We start from the raw sequence: 19,595 nt of genomic DNA on the forward strand, positions 1-19,595 counted from the left end.
AGGCGATCCGCAGGCGTACGGAAAGGCGTACCGACGTGCTCTCGGTGACCTCCCTCAGCAAGACCTTCCCCGGCGTACGGGCCCTGGACGGCGTCGCCTTCACCGCCCGCGCCGGGGAGGTGCACGCCCTGATCGGCGAGAACGGGGCCGGCAAGTCCACCCTGATCAAGGTCCTCACCGGCGTCCACCGGCCGGACCCCGGCTCCGGCGGCATCACCTACGACGGCAGGGCGGTCCACTTCCGTACGCCGCTCGAAGCGCAGCACGCGGGCATCTCCACGATCTACCAGGAGGTCAACCTCGTCCCCCTGATGAGCGTGGCCCGCAACCTGCTGCTGGGCCGCGAACCGCGCGGCCGGCTCGGCCTGATCGACCTCGGGCGGATGCACCGCGAGGCCGACGAGGCCCTGCGGGAACTGGGCGTCCGCGTCGACGTCCGGCGCCCGCTGCGCGAACTGGGCGTGGGCGCCCAGCAGATGGTCGCCCTCGCCCGCGCCGTCGCGGTCGACGCACGCGTCGTCGTGATGGACGAACCCACCTCGTCCCTGGAGCCCCGCGAGGTGCGCACCCTGTTCCGGGTCATCCGGATGCTCCGCGAGCGCGGCATCGCCGTCATCTACGTCAGCCACCGGCTGGAGGAGCTGTACGAGATCTGCGACGCGGTGACCGTCCTGCGCGACGGCAGGGTGGTGCACACCGGCCGCATCGAGGAGCTCGACCGGCTGCGCCTGGTCTCGCTGATGCTGGGGCGCGACCTGCGCGCCGTCCAGGAGGAGGGCCTGACGAAGTTCTCCGGCGACCACGACACGGCCGCCGAACCGGTGCTCACCGCAACGGACATGACGGTACGTCACCAACTGCACGGCATCTCGCTCGACCTGCGCCCCGGGGAGGTCGTCGGACTCGGCGGGCTGCTCGGATCGGGCCGCAGCGAGACCGCGAAGGCCATCGCGGGCGCCCTGCCCCTCGACTCCGGCGGCGTCACCGTCGCCGGTCGCCCGGTGCGCCCCGGCTCCACCCCCGCCGCCATCCGGGCCGGCATCAGCCTGCTCCCCGAGGACCGGAAGGCGGAGGGCATCGTCCCGGGTCTCTCGGTACGGGAGAACATCGCGCTCGCCGCACTCCCCTCGCTCTCCCGGTTCGGCCTGGTGGAGGAGGCCCGCATCGACCGCATCGTGGACACCTTCATGAAACGCCTCAGCATCAAGGCGGCCGGACCGCACCAGAAGGTCGGCGAACTCTCCGGCGGCAACCAGCAGAAGGTGCTCCTCGCCCGCTGGCTCGCCATGAACCCCAAGGTGCTCCTCCTCGACGAACCCACCCGGGGCATCGACGTCGGGGCCAAGGCCGAGGTGCAGAAGCTCATCGACGAACTCGCCGACGACGGCCTCGGCGTCCTGCTGATCTCCTCCGACACCGAGGAACTCATCGAGGGCTCGGACCGCGTCGTCGTACTGAGGGACGGCGCCGTGGTCGACGAACTGCGCGGCGACGCCGTCACCGAGGACCGCCTGATGCGGGCCATCGCCTCGGCCGGTGAATCCGGTCAATCCGGTGACTTCGGCTTCGGCGAATCCGGTGACTTCATCGAATCAGGCGAAGACGGTGAACCCGGCGGGACCGGCGCCCCCGGCGGTCCCACCGGGCCCGGCGAGCCCGTCGAGGACCGGCCGCCCCGGCCGGACACCCGGCACCGCTCCGGGCGGCCCGACCCGAGGAAGGACACATGACCGACCGCAACCGGCGGGTCGCCGCACCCGCGGCCCGCGCATTCGCCGTGGCCCCCGCGCACCCGTCCCGCCGGACCGCCCGCCACCCCGCTCCCGACCCGTGCCGAAGGGGCGAGTCATGACCGAACTCCTCGCCGGACGCGCCTCCTTCGACCGCGACCGGCTGCTGCGCTTCCTCCAGGACTACGGCGTCTACCTCGGCGTCGCCGTGCTCCTCGTCGTCAACATCGCCCTCACCCCGCACTTCCTGTCCACCGAGAACTTCCGCACCCAGGCCGTCCAGGTCGCCCCCGTCATCGTCGTCGCACTCGGCATGGCCCTCGCCATCGGCAGCGAGGGCGTCGACCTCTCCGTGGGCTCCGTCATGGCGCTCGCCACCTCCCTCGTCTCGCTGTACCTCGGCTACGGGATGTGGATCGCGCTGCTGATCGCACTGCTCGGCGGGGTGGCGGTCGGCGTCGCCAACGGGGCGCTCGTCGCCCTCGTCGGCGTCCAGCCGATCGTCGCCACCCTGGCCCTGATGGTCGCCGGACGGGGCCTGGCCCTCGTCCTGCTGCCGCAGCTCAAGGAGGTGCGCGACCCGGGCATGGCGTCGCTCGGCTCCGGCGCGGTGCTCGGCATCCCCTACCTCGTACTGATCGCGGCGGCGCTCGCCCTGCTCGTCGCGTTCGTCGTACGGCGCACCACGTTCGGCAGGCAGCTCCTGGCGATCGGCGACAGCAGGCCGGCGGCCCGGCTCGCCGGACTGCCGGTCCGGCGGGTGCTGATCCTCGTCTACGTGGCCTCCGGCATCCTCGCCGCACTCGCCGGGGTGCTCGCCACCGCCCGCCTGACCGCCAGCGACCCCACCTCGCTGGGCACCCTGATGGAGCTGTCCGCCATCACCGCCGTCGTGGTCGGCGGCACCCCGCTCAGCGGCGGCCGGGTCCGCATCGGCGGCACCGTCGCGGGCGCCGTACTGATCCAGCTGCTGACCGCCACGCTCATCAAGCACGACCTGCCGCCGTCGTGGACCCAGATCGCCCAGGCCGTGGTGATCGTCCTCGCCGTCTACGCGGCCCGGGAACGAGGGAAGCGATGACCACAGCCGGGATCGAGAAGACCGCGCCCACCCGGACCGCGCCCGAGGAGGAACCGCTCGGCGCGTCCCGCTCGGAACGCCTGAGCGCCCTCGCCCAGCAGCACGGCGCACTCGTCACCCTCGTCGTCGCGGTGACCGCGGCGTCGATCGGCTTCGACACCTTCCTCACCGGCGACAACCTCCAGAACATGGCGCTGTCGTCGGCCTTCCTCGCGATCGTCGCGCTCGGCATGACCTTCGTGATCGTCACCGGCGGCATCGACCTGTCGGTCGGCTCGCTGTTCGCCCTCGGCGGGGTGCTCGCCGCCTGGGGCTCGCAGTACGGCACGGCCGTCGCCCTGTTGCTGCCGCTCGCCGTGTGCGGACTGATCGGCCTGGTCAACGGGCTGCTGATCGCGCGCTCCCGGCTCGCGCCGTTCATCGTGACCCTGGCCGCGATGCTCGGTGCGCGCGGCATCCTGCTCGCCGTCACCGACGAGGGCTCGCAGACCTACCTGGTCGACAAGTCGACCTTCTTCGCCACGCTCGGCCAGGACACCCTGCTCGGCATCGGCATCCCCGTGTGGATCACGGCCGCCCTGTTCGTGGCCGGTGCCCTGGTGCTGCGGCGCAGCCGCTTCGGGCAGTACGTGTACGCGGTCGGCGGCAACGAGGACGCGGCGGCCCTGATGGGCGCCCCGGTGGCCCGTACGAAGATCACCGTCTACACCGTGTCGGGGCTGTGCGCGGGGCTGGCCGGGGCCCTCAACGCGGCCTGGCTGGTCTCCGGGGTGACCATCCTGGGCACCGGCATGGAGCTGGAGGCGATCTCCGCGGTCGTCATTGGCGGCACCCTGCTGACCGGCGGCTTCGGATTCCTCAGCGGCTCGCTCGTCGGCGTGCTGCTGCTGAAGGTCATCCAGAACGTGATCAACCAGATCGGCTCGCTGGACTCCGCGTACCAGCAGGTGGTCAGCGGCGCGTTCCTCGCGGTCGTGGTGATCGCCCAGACCTGGCTGGGGCGCCGCAGGAAGGTGCTGTAGCGGTCCTGCCCGACGTGGGCCGGCCGGTGGACGGCCGGCCCACGAGGGGGATCAGGCCAGGTCGAACCGGTCCAGGTCCATGACCTTCTGCCACGCCGCGACGAAGTCCGTCACGAACTTCGCGTGCGCGTCGTCGCTCGCGTACACCTCGGCCACGGCGCGCAGTTCGGAGTTCGAGCCGAACACCAGGTCGGCGCGGGTGCCGGTCCACTTGACGGCACCGCTCGCGTCCCGGGCCTCGAACTCGTCCTGCGCCTCGGACGTCGACTTCCACTGGGTGTCCAGGTCGAGCAGGTTGACGAAGAAGTCGTTCGTCAGCGTGCCCGGCCGCTCGGTCAGCACCCCGTGCTTGGAGCCGCCGTGGTTGGCGCCGAGGACGCGCAGACCACCGACGAGGACCGTCAGCTCCGGGGCGCTCAGCGACAGCAGGTTCGCCCGGTCGAGCAGCAGGTACTCGGCGGGGAGCCGGTTGCCCTTGCCCAGGTAGTTGCGGAAACCGTCCGCGGCGGGCTCCAGGGCGTCGAACGACTCGACGTCCGTCTGCTCCTGCGAGGCGTCCACCCGGCCCGGCGTGAAGCCGACCTCGACGTCCACGCCGCCGTCCTTGGCGGCCTTCTCGACCGCCGCGCCGCCCGCGAGGACGATCAGGTCGGCCAGCGAGACCTGCTTGCCGCCCTTGGCGTTGAAGGACTCCTGGACGCCCTCCAGGGTGCGCAGCACCTGGGCCAGCTCGTCGGGCGAGTTGACCTCCCAGTTGCGCTGCGGCTCCAGGCGCACCCGGGCACCGTTGGCGCCGCCGCGCTTGTCGCTGGCGCGGAACGAGGCCGCCGAGGCCCACGCCGCGGAGACCAGCTGCGCGACGGTGAAGCCGGAGCCCAGCACCTGCTCCTTGAGCGCGGCGATGTCCGCGGCGTCCAGCAGCTCGCCGGTGCGCTCCGGCAGCGGGTCCTGCCACAGCAGCACCTCGGAGGGGACCTCGGGGCCGAGGTAGCGGGCGACCGGACCCATGTCACGGTGCGTCAGCTTGTACCAGGCGCGGGCGAACGCGTCGGCGAACTGGTCCGGGTTCTCGTAGAAGCGGCGCGAGATCGGCTCGTAGACCGGGTCCAGCCGCAGCGACAGGTCCGTGGTGAGCATCGTCGGACGGTGCTTCTTCTCGGCGTCGAACGCGTCCGGGATGATCTCCGGGGCGTCCTTGGCGATCCACTGGTGGGCGCCCGCCGGGCTCTTGGTCAGCTCGTACTCGTACTCGAAGAGGTTCTTGAAGAACCCGTTGCCCCACTGGGTGGGCGTCTCGGTCCAGGTGACCTCCAGGCCCGAGGTGATGGCGTCCTTGCCGACGCCCGTGTTGTACGTGCTGCGCCAGCCGAGGCCCAGCTGCTCCATCGGGGCGGCCTCGGGGTCGTCGCCGACGTGGTCCGCCGGGCCCGCGCCGTGGGTCTTGCCGAAGGTGTGGCCGCCGGCGATGAGGGCGACGGTCTCCTCGTCGTTCATCGCCATCCGGCGGAAGGTCTCGCGGATGTCGCGGGCGGCGGCAACGGGGTCCGGGTTGCCGTTGGGGCCCTCGGGGTTGACGTAGATGAGACCCATCTGGACCGCGCCGAGCGGGTTCTCCAGATTGCGGTCGCCGGTGTAGCGTCCGTCGCCGCCGAGCCACTCGGTCTCGGGGCCCCAGTAGACGTCCTCCTCGGGCTCCCACACGTCCTCGCGGCCACCGGCGAAGCCGAAGGTCTCGAAGCCCATGGTCTCCAGCGCGACGTTGCCGGTGAGGACCAGCAGGTCGGCCCAGGACAGGGACTGCCCGTACTTCTTCTTGACCGGCCACAGCAGACGGCGGGCCTTGTCGAGGCTGGCGTTGTCCGGCCAGCTGTTCAGCGGCGCGAACCGCTGCTGACCGGCGCCGGCGCCGCCCCGGCCGTCGCTGATGCGGTAGGTGCCCGCGCTGTGCCAGGCCATCCGGATCATCAGCGGGCCGTAGTTGCCGAAGTCGGCCGGCCACCAGTCCTGCGAGGTGGTCAGCACCTCGGCGATGTCGCGCTTGACGGCCGGGAGGTCCAGGCCCTCGAACGCCTTCGCGTAGTCGAACTCCTCGCCGAGCGGGTTGGCCACCGCGGGGTTCTTGGCGAGGATCTTCAGGTTGAGGCGCTCCGGCCACCACTGGCGGTTGCCGCCGCCCTGGGTGGGGTGCGGGGCGCGGCCGTGCGCGACCGGGCAGCCTCCCTCCGCGCCCGTCTCGTCGGTCTTCGCGTCGGTGACGATCGCGTCGTGGTTGTCAGCCATGGGGTCCTCTCGCACTGGAGCAGAACAGCAAGTTGGGTGAGCGGATGGCCGTACCGGACCGCCTGGTGTCCCTTGGCCCTTCGCCAGGAAGCGATCCTATGGTGGACAGGATCCAGGTCAAGAAGCTCACCTGTTCCCTTGCTCGATGAATTCCCCTCCATTGCCTACCATCGAAGCTCTGTCAACTGCCTCTAGGATCCCGGTACTTGACTCGGCACCCCACTGACACCGATTGGGTGGTACGTCATGAGTGACCTGCTTCAGCGGCTGCGCGGGCGTGGCTGGCGGATGACCTCCCAACGGCGTGTCGTGGCCGAGGTGCTCGACGGCGACCATGTGCACCTCACGGCCGACGAGGTGCACGCGCGCGCGGTGGACCGGCTGCCGGAGATCTCCCGGGCGACCGTCTACAACACGCTGGGCGAGATGGTCTCCCTCGGTGAGGTCGCCGAACTCTCCACCGACGGCCGGGCCAAGCGCTACGACCCGAACGCGCACCGCCCGCACCAGCACCTGGTGTGCTCCGGGTGCGGGGTGATACGCGACGTGCACCCGGTCGGCGACCCGCTGGACGGGCTCCCCGACGAGCAGCGCCACGGCTTCACAGTCCTGGAGGCGGCGATCGTCTACCGGGGGCAGTGTCCGGCCTGCGGGTAGCGCTCCGGGAGCCTCGTGGGAGTGTGCCCGCCCCGGCCGCCGGCACCGGCGACGGTGCCCGTCCGGGCCGGTGCGCGCGGGCCGTGCGGGTCGGTTCTGTCCGCGAGGTTGACGCGGACGTGACGGCGCCGCACATTACCTAGCGGTAGGCCTACTTGCCGGTAAGTCCCGGTGCCCCGCGCGATTCCCTGTGACTCCACGAGGAGAGACCGCATGCCGTTCCGTCGTGTCATGACTGCGTCAACCGTTGCGGGGGCGCTGGCCCTCGCCCTCACCGCCGCGACCGCCTCCGCCACCGCCGCGCCCCGGGCGCTCGCCTACGTCGCCCTCGGCGACAGCTACAGCGCGGGCTCCGGCGTGCTCCCCGTCGACCCCACCAACCTGCTGTGCCTGCGCTCCACGGCCAACTACCCCCACGTCATCGCCGCCAGAACGGGGGCCCTGCTCAAGGACGTCACCTGCGGCGGCGCCCAGACCAAGCACTTCACCCAGGCCCAGTACCCGGGCACCGCGCCCCAGGCCGACGCCCTCTCCGCCGGTACGGACCTGGTGACGCTCACCATCGGCGGCAACGACAACGGCACCTTCATCAACGCCGTCCTGGCCTGCGGGTCGGCCGGGGTGCTCAGCGGCGGCAAGGGCAGCCCCTGCAAGGACAAGAACGGGACCACCTTCGACGACCAGATCGACAAGAACACCTACCCCGCCCTCAGGTCCGCCCTCGCGGCCGTCCGCGCCAAGGCCCCCCACGCCCGGGTGGCCGTGCTGGGCTACCCCTGGATCGCCCCGGCCACCGCCGACCCGTCCTGCTTCGCCAAGATGCCCCTCGCCACGGGCGACGTGCCCTACCTGCGCGGGATCCAGGCGCACCTCAACTCCGTGGTCGAGCGGGCCGCCGAGGAGTCCGGCGCCACCTTCGTCGACCTCGCGGGGGCGTCCGACGGCCACGACGCGTGCAAGCCCGTCGGAACCCGCTGGATCGAACCGGTTCTCTTCGGCAACAGCGTGGTACCCGTCCACCCGAACGCCCTCGGCGAGCGCCGCATGGCCGAGCAGGCCATGGCCGCACTGGGGCTCGGATGATCGATTCGTCCGTACACAAGGTGTTTGACGTGTGGAGGTGTGCGGGCGGCGGTTGCGTCGACCGGGGTCACTGAGAGACTGTTGCCCTTCGACAACTGTTTCTCTTCGATCTGTGAGGTGAGGGCCACGCGCGCAAGCGGGTCCTAGTCTGTGGTTTCTTCCCTGAACGGCCCCTGCGCAGGTGCCGCGATGACGGTGTCCGGCTCCAGCGCACCGTACCCGGTGATCGTCCTCGACGAGACCGGGCAGGTCATGGAACTCAACGACGCGGCGGCACGGCTGCTGCCGGCCACCGCCGGCCGGGCACCCGAGCCACCTTCCTGGCTCGCCGACGCGCACGCCGACCGCACGGCGCACTCCGGCCCGGTGACCGGACGGATGGGCGGGCACGCCTACTCCGCACACCGGTCACCGCTGCCGGACGGCGCCACCGCGTGGTGGCTGGTGGAGGAGACCGCCTACCTCGCGGCGGTGGACGAACTGGGCGTCGAACGCCGGCGCACCCGCTTCCTCGCCCAGGCCTCCAGTGCGCTCCTCGCGTCGTTGAACCTGGACCGGTGCATGGAGGTCACCGCGCAACTGGCCGCCGAGCACCTCGCGGACGCGGCCCTGGTGATCGCCCCGGCCGCCGGACTGAAGTTCCCCACCGTCACCTGCGACGCCCAGGGGCGGGTACGGCGGTTCGTGACGCAGGCCGAACCCGGTTCGGTGCCCGGTCTCGCCGAGGCCCTGCGCGGCTTCCCGCCGGTGCCCTCCCGCTGGATCGACCCCGCACAGGCCCCCGCGTGGCTGGTGCCCGAGGGGTTCGGGCCCGTCGGGTCGATAGCGATCACCCCGCTGCCCGGACACGGTGTCTCCGCGGGCGCGCTGGTGCTGCTGCGCCGTACGGAGAACGAACGTTTCAGCGAGTCCGAGGAGGCGTTCGCCGGACTGTTCGCGGCCCGGTCCGGCGCGGCCATGTCCGCCGCCCGCCTCTACGCCGAACAGGCCGCGATCTCGGACGTCCTGATGCGCGAACTCCTGCCGCCCGTGCTGGCGAGCGTGGAGGGCGTGGAGTTCGCCGGCCGGTACCGGCCGAGCGCGGACGGCGACCGCGTCGGCGGCGACTTCTACGACGTCCACCCGCCCACCGAGGAGAGCACCGAAACCCTCGCCGTCCTCGGCGACGTGTGCGGCAAGGGACTTGAGGCCGCGGTCCTCACCGGAAAGATCCGCAACACCGTGCAGGCGCTGCTGCCGATGGCGGACGACCACGGCCGGCTGCTGCGGCTGCTGAACAACGCCCTCCTCAACAGCCACCAGACCCGCTTCGCCACCCTCGTGCTGGCCTCCGCCCGCCGGGAGGGCAGCGAAGTGGTGCTGCGGCTGACCGCGGCGGGGCACGCGGCGCCCCTGGTGGTGCGCCGTGACGGCACCGTCGAGGAGACCGGCACGGGCGGCTCCCTGATCGGAGTGCTGCCCAAGGTCACCTCACGCACCGTCACCGTCCGGCTGGGACCGGGGGAGACGTGCCTGCTGTACACCGACGGCATCACCGAGGCGCGGGGCGGACCCATGGGCGACGCCATGTTCGGCGAGGACCGGCTCCGGCGCACCCTCACCGAGTGCGCGGGCCTCCCCGCGGAAGCCGTCGTCGAGCGCGTCCAGATGCTTGCCTCCCAGTGGGTGGGCGACCAGCGGCACGACGACATGGCCGTCGTCGCCGTCACCGCACCCCGCGGCGCCCATCTGAGCGCCGTGGACGGCACCACCCGAGGCAGGTACACCGCATGACCGCACTCCAGCCCAGCCCCGACCGCCCGGTACGGCACCGGGTCGGCGCCCGCCTCGCCTCCCCCCGCACCGACGAGCGCGCCGCCGCGTGGGCGGACAAGCTCTGGACCGCGGTCGAGGCCGTCGACGAGTACTCTGCCGCGGACACCGTGCGCAACGCCCTCAACGCGGGACTGGACGCGGAAACGGTGCTGCTGGACGTCATCGGGGCCGTCCAGCACCGGGTCGGCGCCGCCTGGGCCGCCAACCGGATGAGCGTCGCCGGGGAGCACGCCGCGACCGCCATCAACGACCGGGCCATCGCAGCCCTCCCCATCCGGCGCCCGGACACCCCGCGCGGCCGGATCACGGTGGCCTGCGTCGACAAGGAGTGGCACGCGCTGCCCGCCCACCTCCTCGCCGCCACCCTGCGGCTGCGCGGCTGGCAGGTCGACTACCTCGGCGCCCAGGTGCCCACCCCGCACCTCATCTCCCACATCCACCGCACCGCCCCCGCCGCGGTCTGCCTCTCCAGTTCGCTGCCCACCCGCCTCCCGCTCGCCCACGGCGCGATCACCGCCTGCCAGGCCGCCGGGTCCCCCGTCATGGTCGGCGGACTGGCCTTCGGCACCGACGGCCGGCACGCCCGTACCCTCGGCGCCGACGCCTGGGCGCCCGAGGCCCGCGCCGCCGCCGACCACCTCGCCGCCGGGCCGCTGCCCGCACCGCCGCCCGCGCACCAGCCGGTGGAGGACCTGCCGCACCTGCTCGACCAGGAGTACACGATGGTCTCCCAGTCGGCCGCCCGGCTGGTGCGCGAGACGTTCCACGGTCTGGCGGCGAAGTTCCCCGCCATGCGCGACTACACCGACGAGCAGCGCGAGCGCACCGCCGAGGACCTCGCGTACATCGTCGACTTCCTCACCGCCGCCCTCTACGTCGACGACGACGAGACGTTCACCGACTTCCTCGCCTGGACCGCCGACATCCTCACCGCCCGCGGCGTGCCCGCCCGCTCCCTGCTCCCCGGCCTCGACCTCCTGGAGGACCAGTTGCGCGACTTCCCCCGCGCCCGCCGCCTCCTGGACGCCGGGCGCCGCACGCTCGCCCACCACGACCGGCCGGCCGTGCTGTGAGCCCGCCCCTCCCCGGCCCGCCGCCCGCCCCGCCGCCGAACCCTTTCCGCTCCTGACTCCCGACCCTCGAAGACCCGTAGGACCTGCCGTGACGACCTTTCCCCGAGACGAAGAAGCACCGGACGCGCCGGCTGCGCCGCACTCCCTGCACATCCGCACCGGAGGAGTCCTGGACTACGACACCAGCACGGCGTTCCTGGTCCGGGTCGACCATGCTCTCGGCAAGCGCCCGGCCCACGTCACCGAGCTGCACCTCGACTGCCGGGACCTCGAAACGATCGACTCCATGGGGCTGTCCACCCTGCTCCAGATCCACCGCACCGCCACCCGCCACCATCTGGCCCTCCACCTGGACAACCGCCCCGCACGCCTGGAGCGCATGCTGACCGTCACCGGCACCCTCGACCACCTCACCCGGCCCGCCGTCGCCGAGCCCACCGGCAGCCCGGCCGACCCGGCGGCCTCCGGCGACGAGCCCAGGACGGGAACGGACGAGCCGGTGATGTGATCTTCCCCATGGCGTCCGCGAGTTGCCGCCCGGCCCCCGACGGCCGTGAGAGGTTGCTCCGAGACAAGGCCGTGCGCGACCGACGGGAGAGCCCTGAACGTGTCCGGAACCAGCCCCGTCCCGACCGCCCGCCAGGCCCTGGCACTCGTCACCGACGACTTCGTCCCGCTGCCCACGCCCTTCGCGGACCGGGCCCTGGCGGACGACGGCCCGATCCACTGGCCCGGCTACTCCGCCTCGCACGCGCGCGCGGCGCGGCACACCGGTGAGGACGAGTCCCTGGTGTGCGGCGTGGGCACGGTGGGCACGGCACCCGCCGTGCTCGCCTCCTTCGAATTCCGGTTCCTGGGCGGCTCCATCGGCGAACGGGCCGGAGCCCTGCTGACCGCCGCGCACGAGCACGCCCGCGCGCGCCGGCTGCCCCTGGTCGTCCTGGTCGCCACCGGCGGCAGCCGTATGCAGGAGGGGATGCGCGCCCTGCTCCAACTGCAGGGCGCGGCACGGCAGTCCGCGCTCACCCGGGCCGCCGGACTGCCCCAGATCGCCGTACTGCGCGACCCGGCCACCGGCGGCGGATGGGCCGCCGTCGGCGCGAGCTGCGACGTGGTCCTCGCCCTGCCGAAGGCCCAGGTCGGCTTCGCCGGTTCGAGGGTCCGCCCGCCGGACGCCGACCCGGCCGCGTACACGGCCGAGGCCCAGTACACGCACGGCCACGTGGACGGCATCGTGGCCCCCGACCGGCTGCGCGGCACCCTGGCCCGCTGGCTGACTCTGCTTACCCGGCCGGCACCCGGCCCGGTGGACCCGCCCAGGGCACTCGGCCGGGAGCGGGACCTGCCGGCCACCGGCCGCGAGGCGCTCGACCGGGCCCGCCACCCCGACCGGCCCCGCGCGCACGCCTACCTCGACGCGTACTTCACGCACCGCGAGGCGCTCTCCGGCGACCGCTGCGGCGGCGTCGACGACCGGATGCTCTGCGGATTCGGACAACGCCCCGACGGGCGGACCGTGGCGTACGCGGCCCAGTGCGGCAACGCCACCCGCCCCGCCGGGTTCCGCACCGCGGCCCGCCTCGTCAGGCTCGCGGACCGGCTCGGCATCCCCGTCCTCACCCTGATCGACACCCCGGGAGCCGCCAACGACGCCGAGGCCGAGCGCGCCGGGGCGGGTCCCGCCATCGCCGACCTGTTCGCGGCCCTCGCCTCCGCCACCGTGCCGCTGACCAGCCTGCTGATCGGCGAGGGCGGCTCGGGCGGCGCGCTCGCCCTGGCCGCCCCCGGCAACACCTGGGCCACCGGCGACGGCTACTTCTCCGTACTCCTGCCGGAGGCCGCCGCCGCCGTGCTCAAGAGCGGCCCCGAGGCGACCGCGGCCATCGCCGGCCAACTGCACCTGAGGCCGCAGGACCTGGTGGAACTCGGCGCGGTGCGGGGCGTGGTGGCGTACGGCGCACGGCGGCAGGAACCTTCCGGGCACCCCTGAGACGCCCGGCCCGGCCTCCGGTCAGCCCGCCCGCCCGTCCTGGTGCACGGAGTGCAGGAACTTCGCGGCGCCGCGCACCGCCGCGGTGTGCGGCGCGGGCACCGGACGCAGGGGCGCGTGCAGCATCCCGACCAGCCGGTGGGTCAGTTCGGGGCGCAGCGCACCGCCCCCGGCCAGCAGGGCGCCCCGGGCCAGGGCGTCGGCGGTCAGCGACGTACGGTCCTGCCGCAGCATCGAGGTGATCATCGTGGCGACGGCCTCGCCGATCACCTCCGCGGCCTCGGGCCCGTCCAGGTCGGTGGTGCCGAGCGCGGTGCGGCGGGCGTCGTGGACGTCACCATCGGCGAGCAGCACGACCTCGGTGAGGTGCGCGCCGATGTCCACCACCAGCAGCGGACGGGCGAGATCGGCGTCCGCCGCGAGAGCGACCGCACGCGCCGCGGGCACCGTCAGCACCGCGCGCGGGCGCAGCACCTCCACGGCGGCCCGCGCCCGCTCCCGGAAGGCGTGCCCGTCCAGCACGGGTGTGGTGATCACCACCAGCGGGCGGGCGAAGCGCGGCAGCCGGCGGCCCAGCAGCCGGTCGAGCATGCGGGCCGTACCGGGTACGTCGACGATGGTGCCGCGCTGGATCGGATAGAGCGCCCCGGCCCCGGGGAAGGTGACGGTGGGCACGTCCAGGATCATCGGCCGGTCCGCGATCCAGGCGCGGGTGCGCGCGCTGCCCAGGTCGAGCGCGAGTCCCCGGCACCGCCTGCACAGCGGCCGGGGCCGGTCGCGGAAGAGAGGGCCGAACGACGAGGCGGCGGCGGCCCGCCGGACGGCGGTCACCGCCCTGCCTCCCGCACCTGCTGGCACCGTGCGCAGTAGCGGGCCTGCGGCACGACGAGTAGCCGCTCACGGCCGACGGGGCTGCGGCACAGGTGGCAACTGCCGTAGTGGCCCTCGTCGATGCGCCGCAGTGCCGCGCGGACGTCGGCGAGGACCATGCGGGCGGACGCGGCGAGCTTGACGTGCACCTCGGCCCGCGCCGCGGAGCCGGCGGGGCACGGGCCCTGGGCGCGTGGCGCCGTCGCGGCGATCTGCCGCAACTGGTCCTGCCGGAAGAGGAGTTGCTCGTGCAGGTTCTCCCGCAGCAGGGCGAGGTCCTCGGGCGACAGGTGCGCGGCACGGTCGCGGATCATCTGGTGGTTCACGCTTCACCCCTTGTGAGCAGGGCGGGAGAGGGAGGGGAGGCGGGTGCGGGCCGGGGTGTACGGTCCCGGGCCCGGCGGTCGGCCGGGCGGTCAGGCGGCGGCGCGGCGCTGGCAGGCGACGCAGTACCGGGTGTACGGGAGGATTTCCAGGCGCTCGACGGGGACGGCGTTGGCGCAGCCCTGGCAGGTGCCGTAGGTGCCCGCCCCGATGCGGGCGAACGCCTCGTCGATCTCCTTGAGCACCCGGCCGATCGCCTCGGCCTGGGCGGACATCAGGAGGTCGTTCACCGACTGCCCGTTCTCCCCGTTCTCCTGAAGGGCCCGCAGCTGGGCCTTGCGGGTGTTGCGGGCGTGTTCGAGGCGCTGGCGCGCGTCGTGCGTGGTGGGCCGTCCGGGAGGGAGATCGGTCCGGGAGGTGTCCAGGGACATGTCACAGGTCCTTTGCGAGGGATGGAGGGGGAGCGGGGTGCGCCGGTGGGAGAAGGGCCGGGGCACCCCGCGGCCGGTCACCGTCGAGCCTGGTCGCTCCCGCCCCGGAATCCCATCGGGCACAGGCCCCATTCACGAGGGGCCGCAATGACCACGGCCACGCCCCATGGGTAGTGCAACGCCTCCGAATTGGGTAGCAAAACCCATGGACCTTGCGTCAAATCCAAGGCAGAGTGGGCCGAGATCAACCGTAATCAGAGGAAGTGGCTCCGTCCCGGGGCGCGCGACGGCCGACAGCGGAGCCCACCGAGGTCGGAGCGCGGAAGAAGAAGGAGTTGCCCCGGTGTCGCTGTTCTGGCGGGTCTTCGGACTCAACGCGCTGGTGCTGGGCGCCGCCACGGCACTGCTGCTGTGGGCGCCGGTGACCGTCTCCGTACCGGTCCTGCTGACCGAGGCGGTCATCCTGGTGGGCGGACTCGCCGTGATGCTGGTCGCCAACGCCGCACTGCTGCGCTGGGGTCTGGCCCCGCTGGGCCGGCTGACCCGGCTGATGGCCACCGTCGATCTGCTGCGCCCCGGCCAGCGGCTGCCGGTGCCCGGCCCCGGCGGCGGCAGCGAAGTGACCGAGCTCATCCGGGCGTTCAACGCGATGCTCGACCGGCTGGAGCAGGAGCGCGCCACCTCCAGCGCACGCGCCCTGCTCGCCCAGGAGTCCGAACGCCGCCGCATCGCCCAGGAACTGCACGACGAGGTCGGCCAGAGCATGACCGCGATCCTGCTGGTGCTCAAACGGGCCGCGGACGCCGCCCAGGACCCGCTGCGCGAGGAACTGCACCAGGCCCAGGAGATCACCAGGGAGGGCCTGGACGAGGTCCGCCGCCTGGTGCGCCACCTGCGCCCCGGTGTCCTGGACGACCTGGGGCTGGTCAGCGCCCTGACCTCGCTGACCCACAACTACGCCACCCACACCGGGCTCCACGTGGTGCGCAGTTTCGACGCCGGGCTGCCCGCCCTGGAGCAGCAGGCGGAACTCGTGCTGTACCGGGTGGCCCAGGAGAGCCTGACCAACGCGGCCCGGCACGCGGACGCGGAACGCGTCGAGGTGAGCCTGCGCCGCACCGAGGAGGCGGTGGTGCTGGAGGTCACCGACGACGGCCGCGGCATCGAGGCCGCCTGCGAGGGCGCCGGGATCCGCGGAATGCGCGAACGGGCTCTGCTCGCCGGGGCCGCCCTGCTTCTCACCTCCACGCCCGGCACCGGCACCCGCGTCCGCCTCACCGTCCCCACCCCCAGGAAGTCCTGACCATGCCCGACCCGGCCCAGCCCCCCGAACCCGGCACCGCCCCGGCGCCGCACACCGCCCCGGCGCGGCCCATCCGTATCCTGCTCGCCGACGACCACGCGCTGGTGCGCCGCGGCGTACGCCTGATCCTGGAGCAGGAGCCGGACCTGCGGGTCGTCGCCGAGGCCGGGGACGGCGCGGAGGCCGTCGAGGCGGCCCGCGTCCTGGACTTCGACCTGGCCGTCCTGGACATCGCCATGCCCCGGCTGACCGGCCTCCAGGCGACCCGCGAACTGGCCGCCCTCAAGCCGGACCTGCGCATCCTGATGCTGACCATGCACGACAACGAGCAGTACCTCTTCCAGGCGCTGAAGGCCGGCGCCTGCGGCTACGTCCTGAAGTCCGTCGCCGACCGCGACCTGGTGGCCGCCTGCCGGGCCGCGATCCGCGACGAGCCGTTCCTCTACCCCGGCGCGGTCACCGCCCTCATCCGCAACTACCTGGACCGGGTCCGCCACGGCGAGGAGAACGCCGACCACCTGCTCACCGCGCGCGAGGAGGAGGTGCTCAAACTGGTCGCCGAGGGGCACTCGTCCAAGGACATCGCGGAACTGCTCTTCATCAGCGTCAAGACGGTGCACCGCCACCGGGCCAACCTGCTGCACAAGCTCGGCCTGCGCGACCGGCTGGAGCTGACCCGGTACGCGATCCGCGCCGGGCTCGTCGAGCCCTGACGCCCGCCCGAGATGCGCCGGACACCCCGTAGCCTCCCGTCGCCGGCGGGCACCGCCCCGTCGGCCCGCGGCCCCGTGCGGCCCGCGGGCCACCGGCTCGCCGCACCGCTCGCGGTACTCCTCGCCGTTCTGCTGGCGCTGCTGCCCGGGGACACCGGGAACGCCCAGGCCGACCCGGTACGGGGCCCGGCGACGGGCACCGGCGCACCGGCCGACCCGCACCGCACCGACCCGCACCGCACCGACCCGCACCGCACCGACCCGCACCGCACCGATCCGCACCGCACCGTCGCGGACCCCCGGCCCGGTGCCCCGGCGGGCACGCACTCCGACCCCCGTGCGGGCTCCGTCCCCGTACCCACCGCACCGCACGCGGACGACCCCTGGACGCCCGGTTCCTGGGCGCAGGTCAGGGCCCGGCACGACCATCTCGCCGAGCGCCCCGCGCCGCCGGACCACCCGCTCGCGGGGCCCGGCGGTACCGCGCCGGTGCCCGGCGAGGGGACGTACGACCCCGCACCCCGGGCATGTCCGCCCGTTTCCCCGGGCCGCTCGGCCCACGACCGCGGCCGGGCGCCTCCGGCCCGTACCGGCAGCTGACGCACCACCACCCTTTCCTCTCCTTGCCGCGGTCGCGCCGACCGCCGCCGCGGCATGCCTGCCGGAGGCTCCCGTTGAAACGACGGAAACACTCGCTGCGCATCCGCGCACTGCTCGCCCTCGCCGTGATCGCCGGATCACTGGCCATCGCCCTGACCATGCCGATCCGCCTGGGTCTCGACCTGCGCGGCGGCACCCAGATCGTGCTGGAGACCCGTTCCACCCCCACCACCCCCGCCGACCGCGAGGCCACCGACCGCACCGTCGAGGTGCTGCGCGGCCGTATCGACGCGCTCGGTGTCGCCGAACCCACCCTCGTCCGCTCCGGTGACCACCGCATCCTGCTCGAACTGCCCGGAGTGCAGGACCCGAAGAAGGCCGCCGACGTCCTGGGCCGCACCGCCCAGCTCACCGTCCATCCGGTGCTCGGCGGGGCCGGAGCGGCGGCCGGCCCCACCGCGCCCCCGGGCGCGAAGGCCGGGGAGCGCGTGCTGCCGGACGAGTCCGGGCAGTCCCTGCGGCTGAAGGCCGCCGGGCTGACCGGCCAGGACGTGAAGGGCGCGGACGCCCGGTTCGACCAGCAGGGCGGCGCCGGCTGGCACGTCGCCGTCGACTTCGCCGACACCGGCCGCGACCGGTGGCGGGCGGTCACCGCCGAGGCCGCCTGCCACCCGGCGGGCGACCCGCAGCGCCGGGTCGCCATCGTGCTCGACGACAAGATCATCTCCTCGCCGCAGGTGGACCCCTCGGTGGCCTGCGGGGCCGGCATCCCGGGCGGCAGCACCCAGATCACCGGCACCTTCAGCGACACCGAGGCCCGCGAACTCGCCCTGCTCATCTCCGGCGGCGCCCTGCCCGTACCGGTGGAGACCATCGAGCAGCGCACCATCGGCGCCACCCTCGGCGAAGCGGCGATCACCGCGGCGGCCTGGGCCGCCGTCATCGGCACCGCGCTGACCGCCCTGTTCGTCATCGCCGTCTACCGGCTCATGGGACTGCTCGCGACGCTCGGCCTGGCCTGCTACGGGCTGATCTCGTACGCGGCCCTCGCCGCGGTAGGCGCGACCCTGACGCTGCCCGGACTCGCCGGATTCGTGCTGGCCATCGGCATGGCGGTGGACGCCAACGTCCTGGTCTTCGAGCGGGCCCGGGAGGACCACGCCGCCCGCAGACGCCCCAGCACCCGCTCGGCCCTCACCGCGGGATTCCGCGGCGCGCTGAGCGCCATCGCGGACTCCAACATCACCACCCTGATCGCCGCCGGCCTGCTGTTCGCCTTCGCCTCCGGGCCGGTCCGCGGGTTCGGCGTCACCCTCGGCATCGGCGTACTCGCCTCCATGGTCAGCGCCCTGCTGATCACCCGCGTGCTCGCCGAGTACGCCGCCAACCGGCCCGCCGTCCACCGCCGCCCCCGGATCACCGGAATCGCCAGCACCGGATGGGTGCGTGACCGGCTGCTGCGCCGCGACCCCGACCTGATGCGCCGCCCGCGCCGCTGGCTGGCCGTCTCCGCGGCCGTCCTGGCCGTGGCGGTCTCGGGCATCCTCGTACGCGGTCTGGACTTCGGCATCGAGTTCACCGGCGGCAGACTCGTCGAGTACTCCACCAGCACCCCCGTGGACCCGAACCGGGCCCGTACCGCACTGGCCGACGCCGGGTTCTCCCGCGCGCTCGTCCAGACCTCGGGCGACGAGAGGATCACGGTCCGCGCGGAAAGGCTGACCGACGCCGAGGCGGCCACCCTCACCGAAACCGTCCAGCGGCTCGGCGGCGGGACGAAGAAGGTCCGTGACGAGCTGATCGGGCCCACCCTGGGCGAGGAACTGCGCCGCAACGCCCTGATCGCCTTCGGCCTCGCCCTCGGCGCGCAACTGCTCTACCTCGCGGCCCGCTTCCGGCTGCGGTTCGCCGCCGCCGCGGTCGGCGCGCTCGCCCACGACGTGCTCATCCTCGTCGGTGTGTTCGCCTGGCTCGGCAAACCGGTCGACGGGATCTTCCTGGCCGCGCTGCTCACCGTCATCGGCTACTCGGTCAACGACTCCGTCGTCCTCTTCGACCGCATCCGCGAACTCCTCGCCAAGGAGCGCGGCAGGTCACTGGCGCGGCTGTCCAACCGGGCGATCCTGCAGACCCTGCCCCGCACCGTGAACACCGGCATGGGAGCGGCGCTCATCCTGGCCGCCCTCGCGGTGCTGGCCGACGACGCCCTCACGGACTTCGCGCTCGCCCTGCTGATCGGCCTGGCGGTGGGCACGTACTCCTCCGTGTTCACCGCGACGCCCCTGGCGATCGAACTGCACCCGCGGCGCGGGACGCCGGGTGCGCGCCCGCCGGGCACGAAGAAGCCCCGGCTGGACGGGGGAAGACCAGCCGGGGCGGCAGAGGTGTGGCACGCGGAGGGCGGTCGCCTCGCGGCGAAAGGCTCCATGGGGCTTCAGCCGAACGATCTTCCCCATGGGCAATAGGTAGGGCCCGGGGACACTGTCCCCTCCGCAGCCACACTTGAAGGAACGGCGCCCGCCACCGGAATGTTCCGGACAACCACCGCACTTGCCAGTGAAGTGGGACACACCGGTGGCGGGACCCACCGGCGCCGCTGCCTTCGCGGGCCGACGGGGGCGGC

At 73.4% G+C, this 19,595-nt stretch carries 17 protein-coding genes; 13 read left to right on the forward strand and 4 right to left on the reverse strand.

All coding sequences use genetic code 11. From position 1 onward, the window contains the following. Nucleotides 1–35 precede the first annotated feature (35 nt). The 3 genes from ACFYVL_RS41375 (at nucleotide 36) to ACFYVL_RS41385 (ending at nucleotide 3,833) form a co-directional block, all read left to right on the forward strand. Nucleotides 36–1,730 (forward strand): sugar ABC transporter ATP-binding protein, encoded by a 1,695-nt coding sequence (locus tag ACFYVL_RS41375; RefSeq protein WP_389254685.1) that lies wholly within the window; start codon nucleotides 36–38, stop codon nucleotides 1,728–1,730. Between the two features lie 118 nt (nucleotides 1,731–1,848). Beyond that, nucleotides 1,849–2,811: an ABC transporter permease gene (locus ACFYVL_RS41380; RefSeq protein ID WP_389254687.1), complete on the forward strand. Its 963-nt coding sequence runs from the start codon at nucleotides 1,849–1,851 to the stop codon at nucleotides 2,809–2,811. Then, the gene (locus tag ACFYVL_RS41385; protein WP_389254689.1) at nucleotides 2,808–3,833 is read left to right on the forward strand and encodes an ABC transporter permease; all 1,026 of its coding nucleotides are present in this window, start codon (nucleotides 2,808–2,810) and stop codon (nucleotides 3,831–3,833) included. Before ACFYVL_RS41380 ends, ACFYVL_RS41385 begins: the two co-directional genes overlap by 4 nt. Nucleotides 3,834–3,884: 51 nt before the next feature. On the opposite strand, the gene katG is transcribed toward ACFYVL_RS41385, so the two are convergent. Beyond that, nucleotides 3,885–6,113 carry a catalase/peroxidase HPI gene (gene katG / locus ACFYVL_RS41390; protein ID WP_389254691.1) on the reverse strand — a complete coding sequence of 743 codons (2,229 nt, stop codon included), beginning with the start codon at nucleotides 6,111–6,113 and terminating at the stop codon, nucleotides 3,885–3,887. A gap of 246 nt (nucleotides 6,114–6,359) precedes the next feature. Between katG and ACFYVL_RS41395 the strand changes: the two genes are divergently transcribed. The 6 genes from ACFYVL_RS41395 (at nucleotide 6,360) to ACFYVL_RS41420 (ending at nucleotide 12,731) form a co-directional block, all read left to right on the forward strand. Continuing rightward, nucleotides 6,360–6,770 carry a Fur family transcriptional regulator gene (locus ACFYVL_RS41395; RefSeq protein WP_389254693.1) on the forward strand — a complete coding sequence of 137 codons (411 nt, stop codon included), beginning with the start codon at nucleotides 6,360–6,362 and terminating at the stop codon, nucleotides 6,768–6,770. 231 nt (nucleotides 6,771–7,001) lie between these two features. Then, nucleotides 7,002–7,853 (forward strand): SGNH/GDSL hydrolase family protein, encoded by an 852-nt coding sequence (locus ACFYVL_RS41400; protein ID WP_389254696.1) that lies wholly within the window; start codon nucleotides 7,002–7,004, stop codon nucleotides 7,851–7,853. A 189-nt stretch (nucleotides 7,854–8,042) separates the two neighbouring features. Further along, the gene (locus ACFYVL_RS41405; RefSeq protein WP_389254698.1) at nucleotides 8,043–9,626 is read left to right on the forward strand and encodes a PP2C family protein-serine/threonine phosphatase; all 1,584 of its coding nucleotides are present in this window, start codon (nucleotides 8,043–8,045) and stop codon (nucleotides 9,624–9,626) included. Then, the gene (locus ACFYVL_RS41410) at nucleotides 9,623–10,741 is read left to right on the forward strand and encodes a B12-binding domain-containing protein (protein ID WP_389254700.1); all 1,119 of its coding nucleotides are present in this window, start codon (nucleotides 9,623–9,625) and stop codon (nucleotides 10,739–10,741) included. The genes ACFYVL_RS41405 and ACFYVL_RS41410 overlap by 4 nt, the downstream gene beginning before the upstream one ends. 88 nt (nucleotides 10,742–10,829) lie before the next feature. After that, a complete protein-coding gene (locus ACFYVL_RS41415; protein WP_389254702.1) occupies nucleotides 10,830–11,249 on the forward strand; it encodes an STAS domain-containing protein in 420 nt (139 codons plus the stop codon). A gap of 99 nt (nucleotides 11,250–11,348) precedes the next feature. Continuing rightward, the gene (locus ACFYVL_RS41420) at nucleotides 11,349–12,731 is read left to right on the forward strand and encodes a carboxyl transferase domain-containing protein (RefSeq protein WP_389254704.1); all 1,383 of its coding nucleotides are present in this window, start codon (nucleotides 11,349–11,351) and stop codon (nucleotides 12,729–12,731) included. Nucleotides 12,732–12,752: 21 nt separating this feature from the next. Here the strand turns inward: ACFYVL_RS41420 and ACFYVL_RS41425 are convergent, their stop codons facing one another. The 3 genes from ACFYVL_RS41425 to ACFYVL_RS41435 all read right to left on the reverse strand — a co-directional run bounded on the left by ACFYVL_RS41425 (nucleotide 12,753) and on the right by ACFYVL_RS41435 (nucleotide 14,356). Beyond that, nucleotides 12,753–13,562 carry a rod shape-determining protein gene (locus ACFYVL_RS41425; RefSeq protein WP_389254706.1) on the reverse strand — a complete coding sequence of 270 codons (810 nt, stop codon included), beginning with the start codon at nucleotides 13,560–13,562 and terminating at the stop codon, nucleotides 12,753–12,755. Next, on the reverse strand, nucleotides 13,559–13,927 hold the full coding sequence (locus tag ACFYVL_RS41430) for a TraR/DksA family transcriptional regulator (protein ID WP_389254708.1): 369 nt from the start codon (nucleotides 13,925–13,927) through the stop codon (nucleotides 13,559–13,561). Before ACFYVL_RS41430 ends, ACFYVL_RS41425 begins: the two co-directional genes overlap by 4 nt. Before the next feature lie 90 nt (nucleotides 13,928–14,017). Further along, nucleotides 14,018–14,356 carry a TraR/DksA family transcriptional regulator gene (locus tag ACFYVL_RS41435; protein WP_389254710.1) on the reverse strand — a complete coding sequence of 113 codons (339 nt, stop codon included), beginning with the start codon at nucleotides 14,354–14,356 and terminating at the stop codon, nucleotides 14,018–14,020. A gap of 343 nt (nucleotides 14,357–14,699) precedes the next feature. On the opposite strand from ACFYVL_RS41435, the gene ACFYVL_RS41440 reads away from it, so the two are divergent. The 4 genes from ACFYVL_RS41440 to secD all read left to right on the forward strand — a co-directional run bounded on the left by ACFYVL_RS41440 (nucleotide 14,700) and on the right by secD (nucleotide 19,437). After that, nucleotides 14,700–15,659 carry a histidine kinase gene (locus ACFYVL_RS41440; RefSeq protein ID WP_389254712.1) on the forward strand — a complete coding sequence of 320 codons (960 nt, stop codon included), beginning with the start codon at nucleotides 14,700–14,702 and terminating at the stop codon, nucleotides 15,657–15,659. Between the two features lie 2 nt (nucleotides 15,660–15,661). Beyond that, nucleotides 15,662–16,372, forward strand: coding sequence for a response regulator (locus ACFYVL_RS41445; protein WP_389254714.1), 711 nt, complete (start codon nucleotides 15,662–15,664; stop codon nucleotides 16,370–16,372). A 12-nt stretch (nucleotides 16,373–16,384) separates the two neighbouring features. Then, the gene (locus ACFYVL_RS41450; protein ID WP_389254716.1) at nucleotides 16,385–16,972 is read left to right on the forward strand and encodes a hypothetical protein; all 588 of its coding nucleotides are present in this window, start codon (nucleotides 16,385–16,387) and stop codon (nucleotides 16,970–16,972) included. 158 nt (nucleotides 16,973–17,130) lie between these two features. Beyond that, nucleotides 17,131–19,437 carry a protein translocase subunit SecD gene (secD, locus tag ACFYVL_RS41455; RefSeq protein WP_389254798.1) on the forward strand — a complete coding sequence of 769 codons (2,307 nt, stop codon included), beginning with the start codon at nucleotides 17,131–17,133 and terminating at the stop codon, nucleotides 19,435–19,437. Nucleotides 19,438–19,595 lie beyond the last annotated feature (158 nt).

Source organism: Streptomyces sp. NPDC004111 (assembly GCF_042874215.1).
Taxonomy (GTDB): Bacteria; Actinomycetota; Actinomycetes; order Streptomycetales; family Streptomycetaceae; genus Streptomyces.

Excerpts from the sequence above, each read along its gene's own strand:
- ACFYVL_RS41380 (WP_389254687.1), top strand. The coding sequence starts at position 1,849 with ATGACCGAACTCCTCGCCGGACGCGCCTCCTTCGACCGCGACCGGCTG.
- ACFYVL_RS41385 (WP_389254689.1), top strand. The coding sequence starts at position 2,808 with ATGACCACAGCCGGGATCGAGAAGACCGCGCCCACCCGGACCGCGCCC.
- katG (WP_389254691.1), bottom strand. The coding sequence starts at position 6,113 with ATGGCTGACAACCACGACGCGATCGTCACCGACGCGAAGACCGACGAG.
- ACFYVL_RS41395 (WP_389254693.1), top strand. The coding sequence starts at position 6,360 with ATGAGTGACCTGCTTCAGCGGCTGCGCGGGCGTGGCTGGCGGATGACC.
- ACFYVL_RS41400 (WP_389254696.1), top strand. The coding sequence starts at position 7,002 with ATGACTGCGTCAACCGTTGCGGGGGCGCTGGCCCTCGCCCTCACCGCC.
- ACFYVL_RS41405 (WP_389254698.1), top strand. The coding sequence starts at position 8,043 with ATGACGGTGTCCGGCTCCAGCGCACCGTACCCGGTGATCGTCCTCGAC.
- ACFYVL_RS41410 (WP_389254700.1), top strand. The coding sequence starts at position 9,623 with ATGACCGCACTCCAGCCCAGCCCCGACCGCCCGGTACGGCACCGGGTC.
- ACFYVL_RS41435 (WP_389254710.1), bottom strand. The coding sequence starts at position 14,356 with ATGTCCCTGGACACCTCCCGGACCGATCTCCCTCCCGGACGGCCCACC.
- ACFYVL_RS41445 (WP_389254714.1), top strand. The coding sequence starts at position 15,662 with ATGCCCGACCCGGCCCAGCCCCCCGAACCCGGCACCGCCCCGGCGCCG.
- ACFYVL_RS41450 (WP_389254716.1), top strand. The coding sequence starts at position 16,385 with ATGCGCCGGACACCCCGTAGCCTCCCGTCGCCGGCGGGCACCGCCCCG.
- secD (WP_389254798.1), top strand. The coding sequence starts at position 17,131 with ATGCCGATCCGCCTGGGTCTCGACCTGCGCGGCGGCACCCAGATCGTG.